Raw genomic sequence first — 16,856 nt, forward strand, 5'->3', positions numbered from 1 at the left:
TGTCGCCGTGCGTCAGCGTTGCGACGTACCGCGCGTCTGCGGCAGTTCGATGACATGCGCGGCGTTTTTTTGTGCCCGCGCGTGTCGAGGCGTGGCGGCACATTAAGTTCTCGTCAACGCCCTGGGCATATGCGGGCGAAATAGCGTGCTTACCCTGGCGCCTTCCGACGCGGTAGGGGGCGGTGTGCCATGGGCGCGCCGGGCCGCCTGCCGTCTCTGCCGCTCCCCGCTTGGTCCCAGAGGCGCTTGCCCGATGACGTTCCGTTCCACACCGCGTGTTTCCACACTTTCCCTTGCGCTGTTCACGGCGTTCGCGGCCCATTGCGCCTTCGCCCAGGACGCCGGCAGCGAGTCGGCGCAGCGGGTCACCGCCTCCAGCACGTCCAATACCACCGCCGCATACGAGACCAAGCGCGTGCAGCAACTGGACAAGGTCAACGTCAGCGCCGACAAGGGCAGCTACGTCCTCGGCGGCGGCAACATGACCGTGCAGACCGCCAGCAAGGCGATCTCCACGGTGACCCGCGAGGCGATCGTGCAGGCGTCCGGCGGCAGCAACTTCACCCAGATGATCGATGCGATCCCGGGCGTGGACGCCTCCACCAGCGACGTGACCGGCCTCAACAACGGCAACTACAGCCTGCGCGGTTTCGATTCCTCGGCGATCGGCATCACCGTCAACGGTGCCCCGGTGACCGACAGCGGCAGCTATTCGGTCTATGCCACCGAATACGGCGATGCCGAGAACTACAACGACATCACCGTCACCCAGGGCACGCCGAACGTGGACCAGCCGGAGATGGGCGCCACCGGCGGCCAGATCGCCTGGTCGACCATCGATCCCAGCCATGCGTTCGGGGTGGATTTCAACCAGAGCTTCGGCAGCAACGATTACCGGCGCACCTTCGTGCGGGTCAACACCGGCGATACCGGTCCGCTGCGCTCGTGGGTGTCGTATTCGACCAACAGTGCGGACAAGTGGAAGGGCAATGGCGACATGTCGGTCGGGAAGATCGACGGCAAGAGCGTGTGGGACATCAGCCCCGGCAACTCGATCAGCGCCTCGTTCCAGTACAACCGGCAGTCCAACTACTCCTACAACACCGCCAGCAAGGCGCAGTTGGCCAGCGACTACGCCTACGACTACAACGCGACCTGGGGCGGCGGCACCACCTCCGCCGACCAGTCCTACTGGAAGCTGCGGCGCAATCCGTACAAGAGCCTGTTGGCCAGCCTGGATGGCGAGTTCACCCTCGGCGACACCCTGCGTCTGTCGGTGGTGCCCTACGTGTGGTGGGGCGAGGGCGGCGGTTCCAGCGCCGCGTCGGTGTACCCGTCCACCAGCAGCAGCAACGTCTATGGCTACGCCAGCGGCGTGAGCGGCAGCCGCGACGTCGACTACACCTATTCCTACTCCGCGACGGTGCGCCCGGGCGTGGTCGCCAAGTTCTTCCAGGACATCGGCATGGACCACAACCTGGTCTACGGTCTGTGGTACGACCGCTCGCGCAAGAGCCAGAACAGCAGCATCGTCAAGACCGATCAGAGCACCGGGCAGCCGTGCGACGTCTGGGCCCAGAGCGAGGGCTGCTTCCTGACCTATGCCGACGGCCAGGTGCAGCAGAGCTACCGCACCTACACGGTGACCGACGTGCAGAAGTACTTCATCCAGGACAACTGGACCCCCGCCGACGACTGGGCGGTCAACTACGGCGTGTCCTGGATCCATGCCACGCGCAAGGGCCACAACTATCAATGGCCCGACAGCACCAAGGAGATCGGCGTGGACTTCGACAACAGCTACAGCAAGCTGCTGCCGGCGTTCGGCATCAAGTACGCGCCGGACAGCCGCACCCAGTTCTACTACGGCGTCGCCAAGACCTTCCGCGTGCCGGCCACCAACTCGATCTCGATCAACCTGTCGGCGGCGCAGGAGATTCCGCAACCGGAATCGGCCTGGACTAACGACCTGGGCTGGCGCTACTACGGCGACCGCTTCTCGCTGTCGGCGATGCTGTACCAGAGCAACTACCGCAACAAGCAGATGTCCAGCTACGACCAGACCACGGCGCTGACCACCTACATCTCGATCGGCAAGGTGCGCATGCGCGGCTTCAACGGCGAGGCCAGCTACAACATCACCGACAACCTCAAGCTGTACGGCTCCTACACCTACACCCAGGCCAGGATCCTGAGCGACAGCCTGGCGGTGGGCACGTCCAAGGGCATCTACGACTATGCGGTCGGTGGCAAGCAACTGGCCAATACGCCGAAGAACCTGGCCAATCTGCGCCTGAGCTACAGCCTCGGCGATTTCTGGGTCGCGCTGAAGGGCCGCTACTCCGGCCCGCGCTACGGCGACTACATGAACACCGAACGGGTGGGGGGCTACACCACCTTCGGCGCCGACGCCGGCTATACCTTCGCCGACTGGGGCTGGCTGAAGAAGCCGTCGATCAAGCTCAACCTGTACAACCTGACCGACAAGCAGGCCGTCACCTGGGTCAGCACCAGCCAGGTGCTGGCGGCGTCCGGCGCCAGCGACTATCCGGACGTGGCGGCCACCGGCACGCCTTACTACTCCGTGCTGGAGCCGCGTGCGTTCGCGGTGACCTTCGGCGCCTCGTTCTGAGGCACTGCCAGCCCGCACCCGGGCTGGACCAGGCAAGACGCAAACGGCCGGGGCCATCGCCTCGGCCGTTTGCGTTTGCGGGCATGCGACGTCGGGGAGCGTCGCCGGCCTGATCACGGGCGTGTGGATCCGGGGCCGGCATGCCGTCGGCCGCCCGGCGCCGGTTCGGCGGAACCCAGGGTGCCTCCTGAGGGGAATCCAGGGTGCCTCCTGAGGGCTAGGGCCAAGGGGAGCAGGGTCTGGCGCCGGGCGCGGCCGGTGGACCGGATCGCGCCGGCCTCCCGAAACTGCCTGGTCGGTGGCCGCGCAGGGCGGGCGGCATGGCACGCGGAAGCAGGGTGGGGCTGACGCCACCGCGCCACCGACGCCTGGGGAGTTGGAGTGTGGGGGGCGCTCCGGTCGCCGCGCTGCTGGCGTCGCGGCGCCACGCTCGGCCCAGCTGCCGCGCGCGGCGGCCTGGCGGGCGGCAAGCCCGTGCGCCTGTGCCAGGGCATGACCGGATGCGGTCAAAAAACTGGGATCCATGGCAAGTCATGTCCATTTGTGCCCGGTTGTCACGTTTCGGCAACAAATTGGCCCTATGGTGTTAAACTCATGTTAACCCTTGCGGGGAATCGGCAAGGGTGACCAGCCCCCATCCCGCGGCCGTGCGCCCGAACTCGCGCGGCACTGCCATGCGCATTTCGTCAAACTCCATCGAGGCTATTGCAATGATTCAACCCCGTCTGCGGATGTCCAAGCTCACTCTGGGCCTCGTTGCGGCGCTGGCCGCGGCGCCGGTGTTCGCCCAGAGCACCTCCGCCGGTGTCGGCGGCGTGGTGACCCATGGCGGCCAGCCGGTCGCCGGCGCCGAGGTGACCATCACCCACGTCGAGTCGGGCACGGTCAGCCGCGCCACCACCGATGCCGCCGGTCGCTACAACGCGCGCGGCCTGCGCGTCGGCGGCCCGTACAGCATCACCATCACCAAGTCGGGCGACGGCACCAAGACCGAAGACGGCGTGTACCTGAGCGTCAACCAGAACGCCACCATCAATGCCGACCTGACCGGCGACATGGCCGCGCCGACCACCCTGGAGACGGTCAATGCCGTCGCCGTGGCCACCGGCTCGGAAGTGTTCAGCGCCACCAAGACTGGCTCGGGCACCAACATCGGTCGCGAGCAGATCGAAGCGCTGCCGTCGATCAACGGCAACATCCAGGACTACATGCGCCTGGATCCGCGCGTGGCCTTCGTCGATCGCGCCTCGGGCACGATCAGCGCCGGCGGCCTGAATCCGCGCTACAACTCGATCAACATCGACGGCGTCTCGGCCAGCGACACCTTCGGCCTGGAAGGCAACAACATGACCACCCGGCGTCAGCCGGTGTCGATGGAAGCCATCGAAGCCATCGACGTCAACCTGTCCAACTACGACGTCAGCATCGCCAGCGCCGCCGGCGCCACCGTCAATGCGGTGACCAAGTCGGGCACCAACGAGTTCCACGGCTCGGTGTACGGCAGCTATCGCGATGGCGACTGGTTCGGCGACAACCCGGACGGCACCAAGTTCAACGGCTTCACCAAGGAGAAGACCTACGGCGCGACCTTCGGCGGCCCGATCGTCAAGGACAAGCTGTTCTTCTTTGCCAACTACGAGAAGTTCCAGCAGGATGCGCCGGGTGTCGACCTCGGCAGCACCGCGCTGGGCAAGGCCAACGCCAAGTATGGCATGGCCGACGTGACCCGCGCCCAGCAGATCGCTAAGAACTACGGCTTCGATGCCGGCGGCCTGGACAGCGACGGCAACACCGACCTGAAGGAATACGCCCTCAAGCTCGACTGGAACATCAGCGACAACCACCGCGCCAGCTTGCGCTACAGCAAGCTCGACCAGAGCAAGCTGCGCATCAACGGCGCCGGCAGCTCCAGCCAGGCCTCGCTGAGCTCGTACTGGTACCAGCACGAGAAGTCGGTCGAGAGCTATGTCGGCCAGCTGTTCAGCGACTGGTCCGAGAACTTCTCCACCGAGTTCAAGGTGTCCTACCGCGACTACTCCGCGATCCGCGTGGTGCCGACCAATGCGCCGAGCATCGCCGTGTACTTCGACGGCTCGGTCGCCAACCCGACCGGCGACGTGCTGTTCCTGGGCACCGAGACCAACTCGCAGGGCAACATCCTCACCACCAAGACCTGGAACTACTACGGTGCGGGCACCCTGACCCTGGACAACCACAACCTGAAGTTCGGCGTCGACTACAGCACCAACGACATCTACAACCTGTACGGCCGCAACAGTTGGGGCGTGTACACCTTCTTCGGCCTCGACAACTTCGCCAGCGGCCGCTGGAGCTCGTACCAGCTCAACCAGGAGCGTAGCCCGGGCTCGATCGCGGCCGACTACAAGAACAGCAACCTCGGCCTGTTCGTGCAGGACACCTGGTACGTCAACAACAACCTGACCCTGACCCTGGGCCTGCGTGGCGACCGTCCGCAGGTGAGCCCGGATCCGACCTACAACGCCGCGGCGCAGGCCTACTTCGGCTACGACAACAGCAAGATCTTCAAGAGCGACTTCCTGGTCCAGCCGCGCTTCGGCTTCAACTACACTTTCGACACCGACCGTCCGACCCAGCTGCGCGGTGGCGTCGGCCTGTTCCAGGGCGATGCGCCGCAGGTGTGGATCGGCAACAGCTACTCCAACACCGGCTTCAACTACAACGCCTACAGCTTCACCGCCTACAACCCGGCCCTGCCGTTCAGCGCCAACAAGGACACCCAGCCGATTCCGACCACGCCGGGTTCGGCGACCCAGGGCGTGAGCTTCGTCGGCAACGACTTCAAGCTGCCGTCGCTGTACAAGGCCAACCTCGCCCTGGATCACGAACTGCCGTGGTACGGCATCGTCGCCTCGGCCGAGTTGCTGGTGACCAAGGTCAAGGATGGCCTGTACTACAAGAGCCTGAACATCGGTCGCGTCAACAGCCCGGGCCAGGATCCGAGCCCGGCCTACTATGGTCCGGACGGCCGCGCGCTGTACTGGAACCCGGCGCGTACCGGCCGCCCGTGGGCGACCAGCGACAACCGCTACAACCGCAACAGCGCGTACAGCGACGTCTACCTGATCGACAACACCGACAAGGGCAAGACCCAGCAGTTCACCGTGTCGCTGTCCAAGCCGTTCAGCGAAGGCGGCGACTGGTCCTGGACCCTGGGCTACACCTATACCCACGCCACCGAAGTCGGCCCGCTGACCAGCTCCACCGCCAGCTCGGGCTGGGGCTACCAGTACGCCTTCGACGCCAACTCGGAAACCGAGAACCGGTCGCGCTATGAGATCAAGGACCGGATCTCCGGCTCGCTTGACTGGAAGCACATGTTCTTCGGCGACTACGAGACCCGCGTAGGCCTGGTCTACGAAGGCCGCAGCGGCCGTCCGTACAGCTACGTGTTCAACGGCGACGCCAACGGCGACGGCCGCAGCACCAACGACCTGTTCTACGTGCCGAAGGGCCCGGGCGACGTGCTGTTCGGCACGCTGAGCAGCACCGGTGCGTTCACCGCCAACCCGGCGCTGCAGCAGCAGTTCTTCGACTGGCTGGCCAAGAACCCGCAGCTGGCCAAGTACGCCGGCAGCTACGCCCCGGCCAACGGCTTCCGTTCCGGCTGGATCAACACCTTCGACGTGCGCATCACCCAGCAGCTGCCGGGCTTCTACAAGGGTCACAAGTCCGAGATCTGGCTGGATATCCAGAACGTGGGCAACCTGCTGAACAAGAAGTGGGGCCGGATCGAAGACTACGGCTTCTACGCCGATGCCCGCGTCGCCAACCTGCAGGGCATCTACCAGGGCAAGTACGTGTACAACACCCTGTACACCGACCAGCCGACGGCCGCCAATGCCGACGCCGACGGCTTCAACATCGGTGTGTCGCAGTGGTCCATGCAGCTGGGCTTCCGCTATCAGTTCTGATCGCGGCGCAAGCTGAAGCGTTGGAAGCGGCCGGGGCGACCCGGCCGTTTTCTTTTTGCGGGGGCTGACGTTAAAGTCGCCGGCTGACGACACCGACAAGACATTCGATATGACGACCAGCAATACGGCGGCGCGCGCGCTGCCGGTAGTGGATGCGCGGATCTACCCGCGCGGCGGCCTGGACATCCTCTCGCGCGTGGAAGTGGCGCGCCTGCGCGATGCGTCCAGCGGCGGCCTGCACGAGCTGCTGCGGCGCTGCGCGCTGGCGGTGCTGACCAGCGGCAGTGCCTCGGACGATCCGCGCGCGGCGCGCGACCTGTATCCCGACTTCGACATCCAGGTGGTGCAGCGCGACCGCGGCGTGCGCATCGATCTGCTCAATGCGCCGGCGATGGCCTTCGTCGACGGCGAGATCATCAACGGCGTGGCCGAACTGCTGTTCGCCGTGGTCCGCGACCTGGCCTACATGGCCATCGAGCTCGGCCCCGAGTCGACCACCGACCTGCAGTCCAGCGAAGGCATCACCAACGCCGTGTTCGGCCAGTTGCGCAACGCGCGCATTCTGCAGCCGAACGATCCGAAACTGGTGGTGTGCTGGGGCGGCCATTCGATCTCGCGCGACGAATACCTGTACACCAAGCAGGTCGGCTACGAGCTGGGCCTGCGCGGGCTGGACATCTGCACCGGCTGCGGTCCGGGCGCGATGAAGGGCCCGATGAAGGGCGCCACCATCGCCCACGCCAAGCAGCGCAAGCACGACAACCGCTACATCGGCGTGACCGAGCCGGGCATCATCGCCGCCGAGTCGCCGAACCCGATCGTCAACCACCTGGTGATCATGCCGGACATCGAGAAGCGCCTGGAGGCCTTCGTCCGCATCGGCCACGGCATCATCGTGTTCCCGGGCGGCGTCGGCACGGCCGAGGAGATCCTGTACCTGCTCGGCATCCTGCTGCGCGAGGAGAACCGCGCGCTGCCGTTCCCGCTGATCCTCACCGGCCCGACCATCGCCGCGCCGTACTTCGAGCAGATCGACCGTTTCCTGCGCCTGACCCTGGGCGAGGTGGCGACCTCGCGCTACGAGATCGTGGTCGGCGACCCGGTGGCGGTGGCGCGCAAGATGGCCGCCGGCATCCAGCAGGTGCGCGCGCACCGCAAGGAGCAGAAGGACGCGTTCTACTTCAACTGGTCGGTGGACATCCCGCTGGAATACCAGCGTCCGTTCGAGCCGACCCACGAGGCGATGGCCGCGCTGGATCTGCATCATGGCCGCCCGCCGCATGCGTTGGCCGCCGACCTGCGCCGCGCCTTCTCCGGCATCGTCGCCGGCAACGTCAAGGAAGACGGCATGCGCCGCATCGAGCAGCACGGCCCGTTCGAGATCCATGGCGATGCGGACATGATGCAGGCCCTGGACGAACTGCTGCGCGCCTTCGTCGAGCAGCGCCGCATGAAGATTTCCGGCGAGTACCGGCCCTGCTACCGGGTCATGGCCTGAGCCCGATCCGGATCGTCGCGACGAACCAGGCGCCATCGCTATCGGTCTGCAGCGAGGCGCCTTCCAGGTTTTCCAGGCGCGTACGCAGCGCCGACAGCCCCACGCGGTGACCGCGGCCGATGTGCGGCGACAGACCCGTCCCCGGGACCGCGTTGCGCACCCGGATCTCCAGGGCGCCGGCGCGCGCGCCGATGGCGATGCCGATCTCGCCGCCCTCGGTGCTGCATTCGATGCCGTGGTGGACCGCGTTTTCCAGCAGCGGCTGCAGCGACAGCCGCGGAATCCGCACCGGTACCGGTGTTTCGGGCATGTCCCAGTGCACGCGCAGGCGCGGCCCGAAGCGGATCGCCTCGATGTCCAGGTAACGTCGTGCCAGGTCGATCTCGTCCTGCAGGTCGACCAAATCCGGCGCCGCCAATGCGGCGCGGAACAGGTCCGACAGGTCCATCAGCAGCTGTTCCACCTGCTGCGGTTGCCGGTGCACCAGCATCACCGCGGTGTTGAGCGTGTTGAACAGGAAATGCGGCTGCACGCGCGCGGTCAGCGCGTCGATCTCGGCCTGCTTGGCGCGCTCGACCAGTTGCTTGATGCGCACATGGTTGTGCAGCGCGGCCATGCCGAGCAGGCCGATCAGCAAGGCGATGCCGGACAGCTGCAGCGACAGCGCCAGCCACGCACGGCTGGAGAGCTGCCAGTAGTCCCCGAAGGCATAGAGGATCACGCCGCTGATCAGCCAGGTCAGCGCCTGCATCAGGCCCAGGGTGGCCACGGTGATGGACAGGAAGCCGCGTCCGGCCAGTGCCCGGCGCAGCAGCAACAGGCTGGCCAGGGTCAGCAGTGCGACCCACTGGATGCCCAGCGACGCCAGGCCGAAGTAGACCCAGCGGCTCCCGGCCATGCCCGCGCCCGGGACCGGGGTCAGGGCCAGGATGGCGGCGATGCACTCGCCGGCCATCACGATCCAGATCAGGGTCGAGGGTTGCTTGAGGACCTGCAACTGGTCGTTGGAGTAGGCGGAGGCAGGCATCGGGGCGGAAGGCGGGTGGGGCAGGGCCGAGGTGCATCATGCCGGCTGGGCGCGCGCCGCGCACGGTCCGTCCACGCCTCCATATCCGCCATCCGTCGGCAATGGCTGGCGCGGGGGCAGTCCGGCCGCTAGCGTGGCGATCGGGAGAATCTGGGGAAGACGATGGCGGTTCCTTGCGTGCGTGGCCCGGCCGAGCGGATGCAGCGTGGTTTCACGCTGGTGGAATTGATGGTCACGATCGCTGTGCTGGCCATCATCATGGCGCTCGCGGTGCCCAGCTTCACCGGCCTGATCCGTGGCAGCCGCCTGACCGGTGCAGCCAACGAACTGGTCGCTTCGGTTCAGTTGGCGCGTTCTGAAGCAGTGCGCCTGAACGGCGGCGTCAGCCTGTGCCGCAGCGACGACGGTGCGACCTGCGCCAGCGGCGGCAACTGGACGCGCTATCTGACCGTCACCCGCGACGGCACCGTGCTGCGCACCACCACGCTGCGGACCGGCCTGGTCGTCACCAGCAACACCCTGGACGCCATGGGCGACAAACTGACCTTCGGCGCCGACGGCATCGCGCGCAACAGCAGCGGCACCCCTGTGACGGGGGGCATCGTGGTCTGCATGGCGGTCACCAATCCATCCGACAACGTCCGCAAGGTCAACCTGATGGGCGGCAGCCGCACCCAGGTCACATCGACGTCCGACGGCGGCAGCTGCACCACCACCGGCTAGGCCGGTTCCGGCAAACGGAGACAGCATGAAGCGGTTCGACAGTGGCAGACACATGGCAGGCATCACCCTGATCGAGGTCATGATCTCGGTGCTGATCCTGGGGGTGGGCATGCTCGGGGTGGCGGCGATGCAGACCACCGCGCTGCGCAACAACCAGAGCGCGCTGCAGCGCAGCCAGATCGTCATGCAGACCTATACGATCCTCGATGCGATGCGTGCCAACCGCAACGCAGCGATGCTGGGGGCCTACAACACCACCGGCATGCTGTGCACGGCGCCGGCGGCGGGCGACCTGGTCGCGACCGACAAGGCGATGTGGCTCACCGGCCTGAAGAATGCGATCGGCGGCGACCCGGCTTCGACCTGCGGCTCCATCGCATGCAACGACGGCAGTTGCACCATCGTTGTGCAATGGGACGACAGCCGCGGACTGAACGTCGGCGCGAACGGCAACATCAGCGGCAGCACGACCCAGACCCTGAGCACGACGGCCCAGCTGTGAACACATCCATCACGCTTGCGCCGCCCCGGCGCCAATCCGGCTTCAACCTGATCGAGCTGATGATCTCGATGCTGCTCGGCCTGCTCGTGGTCGGCGCGGCGATCGGAATCTTCCTGTCCAACCGCCAGACCTATACGGCGACCGAAGGCTTGAGCCGGATCCAGGAAGCGGCCCGGACCGGCTTCGAGATGATGGCCCAGGATATCCGCGAGGCCGGCGGCAACCCCTGCGATTCCGGACTGCCGGTCGCGAACGTGCTGAACAATCCCACCGCGACCTGGTGGACGAACTGGGCGCTGCCGCTGACCGGCTACGAGAACAGCAATCCGTCCAACCTCACCGTCACCGCGGGTACCGACGCGATCCAGATCCTTTCCGCCGGTACCGGCGGCGCGACCGTGACGGCGCACAATGCCGCGACCCAGACCCTGACGCTCAATGCCGCCGCCCCCGACCTGCACAGCAACGCGATCATGCTGCTGTGCGACCGCCAGCAACTGGCGGTGCTGCAGATGAGCAGCGTGTCCGGTACCAGCGCCAGCTATTCGAGCGGTGGCCTCAATGCCTGCAACCGGCTTGGGCGCCTGCCCGGCGTGTGCGTCGCCGGCTCGAACAACTACACCTACGAGATCAACTCCATCCTGACCGAGGTGCGGGCGGTACGCTGGTACATCGCGCCCAGCAGTGGCGGAACGGGCACGTCGCTGTATCAGCAGGTCATCGCGCCGGGCGGGACGAGTCAATCGAACGAAATCGCCGATGGCGTCACCGGCCTGCAGTTCAAGTACCTGTCCACCGGCGGCACCGCCTATGTCGATGCCAACGCCGTAGCCAACTGGGCCAATGTGATCGCGGTGCAGGTCAGCATGACCGTCAGCTCCACGGCCGCGGCCGGCGCGGGCAAGCCGCCGGTGACGCGGACCTTCAGCACGATCGTGAGCATCAGGAACCGGAACCCGTGAACACGTCTCCGTCGCCCCGCCGGCAAGCCGGCATCTCGCTCATCGTCGTCCTGCTGCTGTTGCTGGTGATGACCCTGCTGGGTCTGGCCGTGCTGCGCGGGACGCTGCTGCAGGAGCGCATGTCCTCCAACATGTACGACCGCAGCCTGGGCTTCCAGGCAGCCGAAGGCGCCTTGCGCGATGCGGAGAAGGTCATCCAGAACGCCGCCGCGGGCGGCAACACGGTTGGCTTCAACTGTTCGTCGGGCCTCATCGTCTGTCCGGCTGTGCCCAGCAACACCTATACCGGCAATGCGTCGTCCGGCTGTGCGCTCGGCACCCAGGAATGCTGGGTGAACGGAACCGTGACGCCGACCGGCCAGGCAGTGCCTGCGCAGTACTACATCCAGTATCTCGGCCAGCGCACCAGTGAGGATCAACTGGGCCTGGGCTCGAGCATCAATCAGAACCAGTACGGCGGTACCGGCGGCACGTCCCTGGAAAAATACTACCGGGTCATCGCGCGCAGCGGCGATCCATCCGCGACCAATGGCCGCGCCATCGTCGTGCTGCAGACCAACGTGACCGTCAAGTAAGGAGCCCTCTATGACCAGTCGAGCGAAGAAGACGACGTACCGGGATTGGCTCCTTGCGGTGGTGGCCGGCCTGTTCATCGGCACCATCGGCGGTGCCGGCGCGGATGTGGATGTCTCGCAATCGCCGCTGTACGTCGGCAGCGATGTGCCGGGCAACCTGGCCTTCGTGCCCTCGGTTGAATTCCCCACGGTGATCAGCAAGGCGAACCTGTCCGATACCTATTCGGCGTCGAGCAAGTTCGTCGGCTATTTCGATTCCAAGAAGTGCTACAAATATAACTATAGTGATAATGAGGCTGGGCGTTACTTCTATCCTGTCAGTGTGCTTGGTACTAACCCGACTGATTATACGTGTAGTGGCAACGGAGTTTGGGCGGGTAATTTTCTCAATTGGGCGGCTACTCAAACCATCGATCCTTTCCGCTCTGCCTTGACTGGCGGTTATCGCGTCACTGATACGACGACTGACACCATTCTGGAGAAAGCGATTGCTGATCGCGACAGCACCGGTAATTTTCCGCGTCGCTCCATGAATAACGCCACTTTGATTGCAGGGGGGACGCCTGCAAGTTGGCAGAACTTCAATATGCGGATCGACGGTCTCGGCAATCAAATGAACTTTAGTGGTAGTTCGCTTGGTGATCCCACCAAGGCGGTTCCCTATGATCCCAGCAAGCATCGCCTGGATGGAAGTCTCCTGAACCCTGATGGCTCGCCATGCGTTATTCGTGTGTTGTGCGTCAGCGACTCATCGTTGACGTTCACAGTCTCGGTGCGGGTGAGGGTTTGCGACAAGTCCTTTCTGGAAGATAACTGTGTCGGTTATCCGAGTGGCTACTATAAGCCTGAGGGACTGATTCAGCAGTATGCGAAACGCATTCGCTACAGTGTGTTCAGTTACAAGAATGACGATAATCCCTCGGTGGATAGCGGTATTTTGCGCGCCAATCAGAAGTTTGTGGGCCCTCTGACTTACAATCCGGAGGAGGGGCCGCTGACTAACGCGGCTCGCGAGTGGGATCCCGCGACAGGTGTCATTTATCAGAATCCCGATGCGGCCGACGCTACTGCAACGAATGCAGCAATTGGATCTGGGTATTCTGTTAAGGATAGTGGGGTCATTAACTATCTCAACAAGTTTGGCCAGTTGAAGACAGGGAAAAATGTCAAGTCGTACGACGATGTCAGCGAGTTGTATTACGCGGCGATTCGTTACTTCAAGCATCAGGGAAATATCGCAGCGTATTCGGCGCTGACCGCCAGTAGTGCGCAGGGGAGATACCAGCAATCCGATGGCTTCCCGGTGATCACGAATTGGAAGGATCCGATTGCATATCGCTGCCAAGTGAATGTAATCCTTGGTATTGGCGATACCAATACGCATTATGATAAGAACTTGCCTGGAAACACCAGTTCAACGGGCGAGCCTGCCAAGCCCGCGGAAGTGGTGAGTGATAAATCTGTAGATGTAGTCTCGCGAATGGCGCAGATTTGGCGAAAAGAGGGGTTGAGTGAATCCGCCGCTGCGACAAAAGCGGTCGCGGATTCTTTCAATTCCGGAGGAAACAATAACTCGGGCTACATCGCAGCACTTGCCTATGACGCGCATACCAAGGATCTTCGGCCTGATGCCGCTCAAGACGGCTTGCCTGGTATGCAGACTCTGTCCACGCACTGGGTCGATGTCGTGGAGTACGGCAATTACAAGACTTCGAGTACAAATCAGTACTGGTTGACGGCCAAGTATGGTGGTTTCCGTGTGCCGGCGGGGTACAACCCGGATACGGATTTTAGTGCCTTGGCGGATTCCACTTGGTGGAATGGAACCTCCTATGTCAACAATCAAGCTGGTTATAAGCAGCCAGATAACTACTACATCGCAGCGGACGCGGAGCGAATGGTGGCCAGCCTGCGCCAGGCGTTCGAGCGCATCTTGGAGGAGATGAAGGGATCTGCGGCGTCGCTGGCCAGCAACACGACCAAGCTCGAGGCCGGGGCGCGGACCTACCAGTCGGTGTTCTACAGCGGAAGCTGGCGTGGCGATGTGGTGGCGTACGACGTCGATCAGACCACCGGCGCACTGACGCAGGCGTGGAGTGCGAACGGGCAGTTCCCGGTCTGGAGCAACCGCACGATCAAGTTCGTCAACTCGGGCGGGACGCTGGACAATTTTGCATACGGCAAGCTCGCCGGGACGCCGCTATCGTCTGCCACGCAGAACCAGATCAACTACCTGCGCGGCGATCGTTCGCAGGAAAAGGCCAACGGCGGTACGCTGCGCACCCGCACCGGCATCATGGGCGACATCGTCAATTCGCAGCCTGTGTACGTCGGTTCGCCGAATGCGCGCCTCTATACGACGGCGACGTTCACCGGTGCAAGCGCCTATGCCACCTTTGCGGCGAGCAACGCGCAGCGTGCACCGATGCTGTACGTCGGTGCCAACGATGGCATGCTGCATGCGTTCGACGCGACGACGGGTGCGGAAAAATTCGCCTTCGTGCCGAAGGCGGCGATGACCGGCTTGCTCGACTACACCGATCCCAACTATCAGCACCGCTATTACGTGGACGGCGAACTTACCGTCTCGGATGTCTACATCGGTGGCAGCTGGCGGTCCGTCTTGGTCGGAACGATGGGGCGTGGTGGCTCGGGCATGTTCGCGCTCGATGTCACCGACCCCAATAACATCTCATTGCTGTGGGACAAGACTTCTGCGGATATCACGCAACTGGGCAACAATCTCGGCAAACCGATCATCGGGCAACTCGCCGACGGTCAGTGGTACGCGATGCTCGGCAATGGTCCCAACAGCACCAGTGATTCTGCCTACCTCATCCTGGTCAATATCTCTGGTGGAGCCGCCACGCAGATTGCCGCAGGAACCGGCAGCAATAACGGCTTGTCGGGCGTGCTGGCTTGGTCATCTAACAACAATTTCATCGTCGACCGCCTGTATGCCGGCGACCTCGCAGGCAATCTGTGGGCGTTCGACATGTCCGGTACACGCGGCACCGCGCGCAGGCTGTTCTCCGCCAGCTATGCATCCAAGGCGCAGCCGGTCACCGCGGCGCCCACGGCGGCGAAAGACCCGTCGACAGGCTTGACCTGGGTGTTCTTCGGAACCGGCAAATACCTGTCCAGCGGCGATCTGGGCAACAAGGACGTGCAGAGCTGGTACGGCCTGATCGATCGCGGCAGCACCATTCCCTCGACGCGCGCCACGCTGGGCAAGGTCAATATCCTGCAGGAGGGGACGGTCAACGGGTACGCGGTCCGGGTCATCGACGACAAGCCGAGCGCGGGACAGGACGGGTGGTACATGGACCTGGTCTCGCCGCCCGGGACGACGCCGCAGGGCGAGCGCATGGTGGTCTCCAACTTCTTCCAGGGTACTGCGCTGATCGGCACCACGCGCATTCCGGATTCGGGCGATGTCTGCAGCCCAAGCGGCAAGGGCTTCGTGATGGCGATCAATCCATTCACCGGCGGGCGGCTGGCGCAGTCCTTCTTCGACCTGGACGGTAGCGGCGGCTCGAGTACCGGCGATACACTCAATGGCACTCCCGTCTCTGGCATCGGCTTGAACAGCAGCCCCAATAGCCCGATCTTCATCGGCAACCAGATGCAGATCGCATTGGACAACGCGAGTACGACCACGCTCGGTACCAACAGCAGCGCGCTGAGCATGAAGCGCGTGTCCTGGCGCGAACTCCTGAGGAACAATTGATGCGATCCCTGTCTTTCCCGGCCCGCCGGCAGCGCGGTTTCACCCTCATCGAGCTGATGATCGTGGTGGCGATAGTGGGTGTTCTCGCCGGCATCGCATTTGCCAGCTATCAGTCCTATGTCGTCAAGTCGCGTCGCTCCGCCGCCTCCGTGTGCCTCCAGCAAGGTGCCCAGCTGATCGAGCGTTACTACACGGCCAACATGACCTATGTGGGCGTGAACAAGCCGCAATGCGCAACCGATGCCGTGCAGTTCTACACCGTCGACTTCACCGGAACTCCCACTGCCAACGCGTTCAAGTTGACTGCGACGCCTACCGGCCCCCAATTGGCCAAGGACACCCAGTGCGGCGCGCTCAGCATCGACCAGAAGGGCGCGCGCACCACATCCACCGGCGCAGGCGAGGGCACGTGCTGGTGAGGTCGGGGGAGTAGGGCGCAGCGACAGTCGGAAAAGCGCGCTCCTCACCCCTTGCGATTGTCATGGGGGCTCTATACAATGCGCCTCCCCGCCCGAATAGCTCAGCCGGTTAGAGCACTTGACTGTTAATCAGGGGGTCGTTGGTTCGAGTCCAACTTCGGGCGCCAAATCCGCAAAGGCCGCGAGCAATCGCGGCCTTTGCTTTTGCGCGTCAGTCCGGTGCCCGGCAGGGCATCGGTTCGGTCGCTTTTCGCGTGCGGATGCGTCCGGTGTTGTTCACCACCACCGCTGCACGTAGCCGGCCGCGCTCGCAGATGTTGACGGTCAGATTGCTGCCGGCGCTGCGTCCATCGGGCAGGAAGCGGATCGAGGGGCGGCCTTGGTTGGAGCGCAGTACCAGTTCGCCGGCGCCCGGCGCGCTGCCTTCGCTGAGGATGCTGTCCGGCGCGATCGGCTGGCCTTGCCGGTCCGGGTCGCGGAACACCAGCCAGCCCTGGCTCCAGTCGCTGTCGCCGCGGCAACTGCCGTCCCCGTTGGACGGGCAGGCGCTGACCGGGACGCCGGAGCTGATGGCGCTGCTGCGCGCCAGGGCGAAGTGCGCGCTCAACTGGTGGGTCGCCGCCGTCAGGCGTTGGCTCGCCAGCAGCTCGCGGAACGCCGGCAGGCCGATGCCGGCGACCAGGCAGAGCACCGCCATCACGATCATGGCCTCGAGCAATGTGTAGCCTTTGATTGCAGCGTTCCGCATGTCCGTCGTCTCCCGGTGCGAGGTCGCCAGTCTCGCGGCGGGACGGCGGGGCTTGAATGAGGGGGTTGTGCGTTCCCATGTAGGAAA

At 64.4% G+C, this 16,856-nt stretch carries 11 protein-coding genes and 1 tRNA gene; 10 read left to right on the forward strand and 2 right to left on the reverse strand.

The genetic code is table 11. From position 1 onward, the window contains the following. Positions 1–253 precede the first annotated feature (253 nt). The 3 genes from AC1PK7_RS08165 (at position 254) to ppnN (ending at position 8,083) form a co-directional block, all read left to right on the forward strand. Entirely contained in the window at positions 254–2,632 is a 2,379-nt protein-coding gene (locus AC1PK7_RS08165) for a TonB-dependent receptor (RefSeq protein WP_481100442.1), read from the forward strand. Between the two features lie 731 nt (positions 2,633–3,363). Further along, positions 3,364–6,585, forward strand: a complete 3,222-nt coding sequence (locus tag AC1PK7_RS08170) for a TonB-dependent receptor (protein WP_481100866.1) — start codon at positions 3,364–3,366, stop codon at positions 6,583–6,585. Positions 6,586–6,694: 109 nt separating this feature from the next. Further along, positions 6,695–8,083, forward strand: coding sequence for a nucleotide 5'-monophosphate nucleosidase PpnN (ppnN, locus tag AC1PK7_RS08175; protein WP_209244477.1), 1,389 nt, complete (start codon positions 6,695–6,697; stop codon positions 8,081–8,083). Here the strand turns inward: ppnN and AC1PK7_RS08180 are convergent. Next, positions 8,073–9,110: a sensor histidine kinase gene (locus AC1PK7_RS08180; RefSeq protein ID WP_420009533.1), complete on the reverse strand. Its 1,038-nt coding sequence runs from the start codon at positions 9,108–9,110 to the stop codon at positions 8,073–8,075. The two genes, ppnN and AC1PK7_RS08180, sit on opposite strands and share 11 nt — an antisense overlap. A 198-nt stretch (positions 9,111–9,308) precedes the next feature. Here AC1PK7_RS08180 and AC1PK7_RS08185 point away from each other — a divergent pair, with 198 nt between their 5' ends. The 7 genes from AC1PK7_RS08185 (at position 9,309) to AC1PK7_RS08215 (ending at position 16,188) form a co-directional block, all read left to right on the forward strand. Then, complete coding sequence (locus AC1PK7_RS08185) at positions 9,309–9,833, forward strand: GspH/FimT family pseudopilin (protein WP_420010199.1); 525 nt, start codon at positions 9,309–9,311, stop codon at positions 9,831–9,833. A gap of 25 nt (positions 9,834–9,858) precedes the next feature. Beyond that, entirely contained in the window at positions 9,859–10,335 is a 477-nt protein-coding gene (pilV, locus tag AC1PK7_RS08190) for a type IV pilus modification protein PilV (RefSeq protein WP_420009534.1), read from the forward strand. Beyond that, complete coding sequence (locus AC1PK7_RS08195) at positions 10,332–11,297, forward strand: PilW family protein (protein WP_420009535.1); 966 nt, start codon at positions 10,332–10,334, stop codon at positions 11,295–11,297. Before pilV ends, AC1PK7_RS08195 begins: the two co-directional genes overlap by 4 nt. Then, complete coding sequence (locus tag AC1PK7_RS08200; protein WP_010342103.1) at positions 11,294–11,872, forward strand: pilus assembly PilX family protein; 579 nt, start codon at positions 11,294–11,296, stop codon at positions 11,870–11,872. Before AC1PK7_RS08195 ends, AC1PK7_RS08200 begins: the two co-directional genes overlap by 4 nt. Before the next feature lie 10 nt (positions 11,873–11,882). Next, positions 11,883–15,602, forward strand: a complete 3,720-nt coding sequence (locus AC1PK7_RS08205; protein WP_481100443.1) for a pilus assembly protein — start codon at positions 11,883–11,885, stop codon at positions 15,600–15,602. Next, on the forward strand, positions 15,602–16,021 hold the full coding sequence (locus tag AC1PK7_RS08210; RefSeq protein ID WP_010342101.1) for a type IV pilin protein: 420 nt from the start codon (positions 15,602–15,604) through the stop codon (positions 16,019–16,021). The genes AC1PK7_RS08205 and AC1PK7_RS08210 overlap by 1 nt, the downstream gene beginning before the upstream one ends. 90 nt (positions 16,022–16,111) lie before the next feature. After that, a tRNA-Asn gene (locus AC1PK7_RS08215) sits at positions 16,112–16,188 on the forward strand. 44 nt (positions 16,189–16,232) lie between these two features. Here the strand turns inward: AC1PK7_RS08215 and AC1PK7_RS08220 are convergent. Further along, positions 16,233–16,769, reverse strand: coding sequence for a GspH/FimT family pseudopilin (locus AC1PK7_RS08220; protein WP_481100444.1), 537 nt, complete (start codon positions 16,767–16,769; stop codon positions 16,233–16,235). Between the last annotated feature and the right edge of the window lie 87 nt (positions 16,770–16,856).

It is taken from the genome of Xanthomonas sp. NCPPB 3174, from assembly GCF_056725205.1.

Coding starts and splice junctions, on each gene's coding strand:
- AC1PK7_RS08165 (WP_481100442.1), top strand. CDS start 254: ATGACGTTCCGTTCCACACCGCGTGTTTCCACACTTTCCCTTGCGCTG.
- AC1PK7_RS08170 (WP_481100866.1), top strand. CDS start 3,364: ATGTCCAAGCTCACTCTGGGCCTCGTTGCGGCGCTGGCCGCGGCGCCG.
- ppnN (WP_209244477.1), top strand. CDS start 6,695: ATGACGACCAGCAATACGGCGGCGCGCGCGCTGCCGGTAGTGGATGCG.
- AC1PK7_RS08180 (WP_420009533.1), bottom strand. CDS start 9,110: ATGCCTGCCTCCGCCTACTCCAACGACCAGTTGCAGGTCCTCAAGCAA.
- AC1PK7_RS08185 (WP_420010199.1), top strand. CDS start 9,309: ATGCAGCGTGGTTTCACGCTGGTGGAATTGATGGTCACGATCGCTGTG.
- pilV (WP_420009534.1), top strand. CDS start 9,859: ATGAAGCGGTTCGACAGTGGCAGACACATGGCAGGCATCACCCTGATC.
- AC1PK7_RS08205 (WP_481100443.1), top strand. CDS start 11,883: ATGACCAGTCGAGCGAAGAAGACGACGTACCGGGATTGGCTCCTTGCG.
- AC1PK7_RS08210 (WP_010342101.1), top strand. CDS start 15,602: ATGCGATCCCTGTCTTTCCCGGCCCGCCGGCAGCGCGGTTTCACCCTC.
- AC1PK7_RS08220 (WP_481100444.1), bottom strand. CDS start 16,769: ATGCGGAACGCTGCAATCAAAGGCTACACATTGCTCGAGGCCATGATC.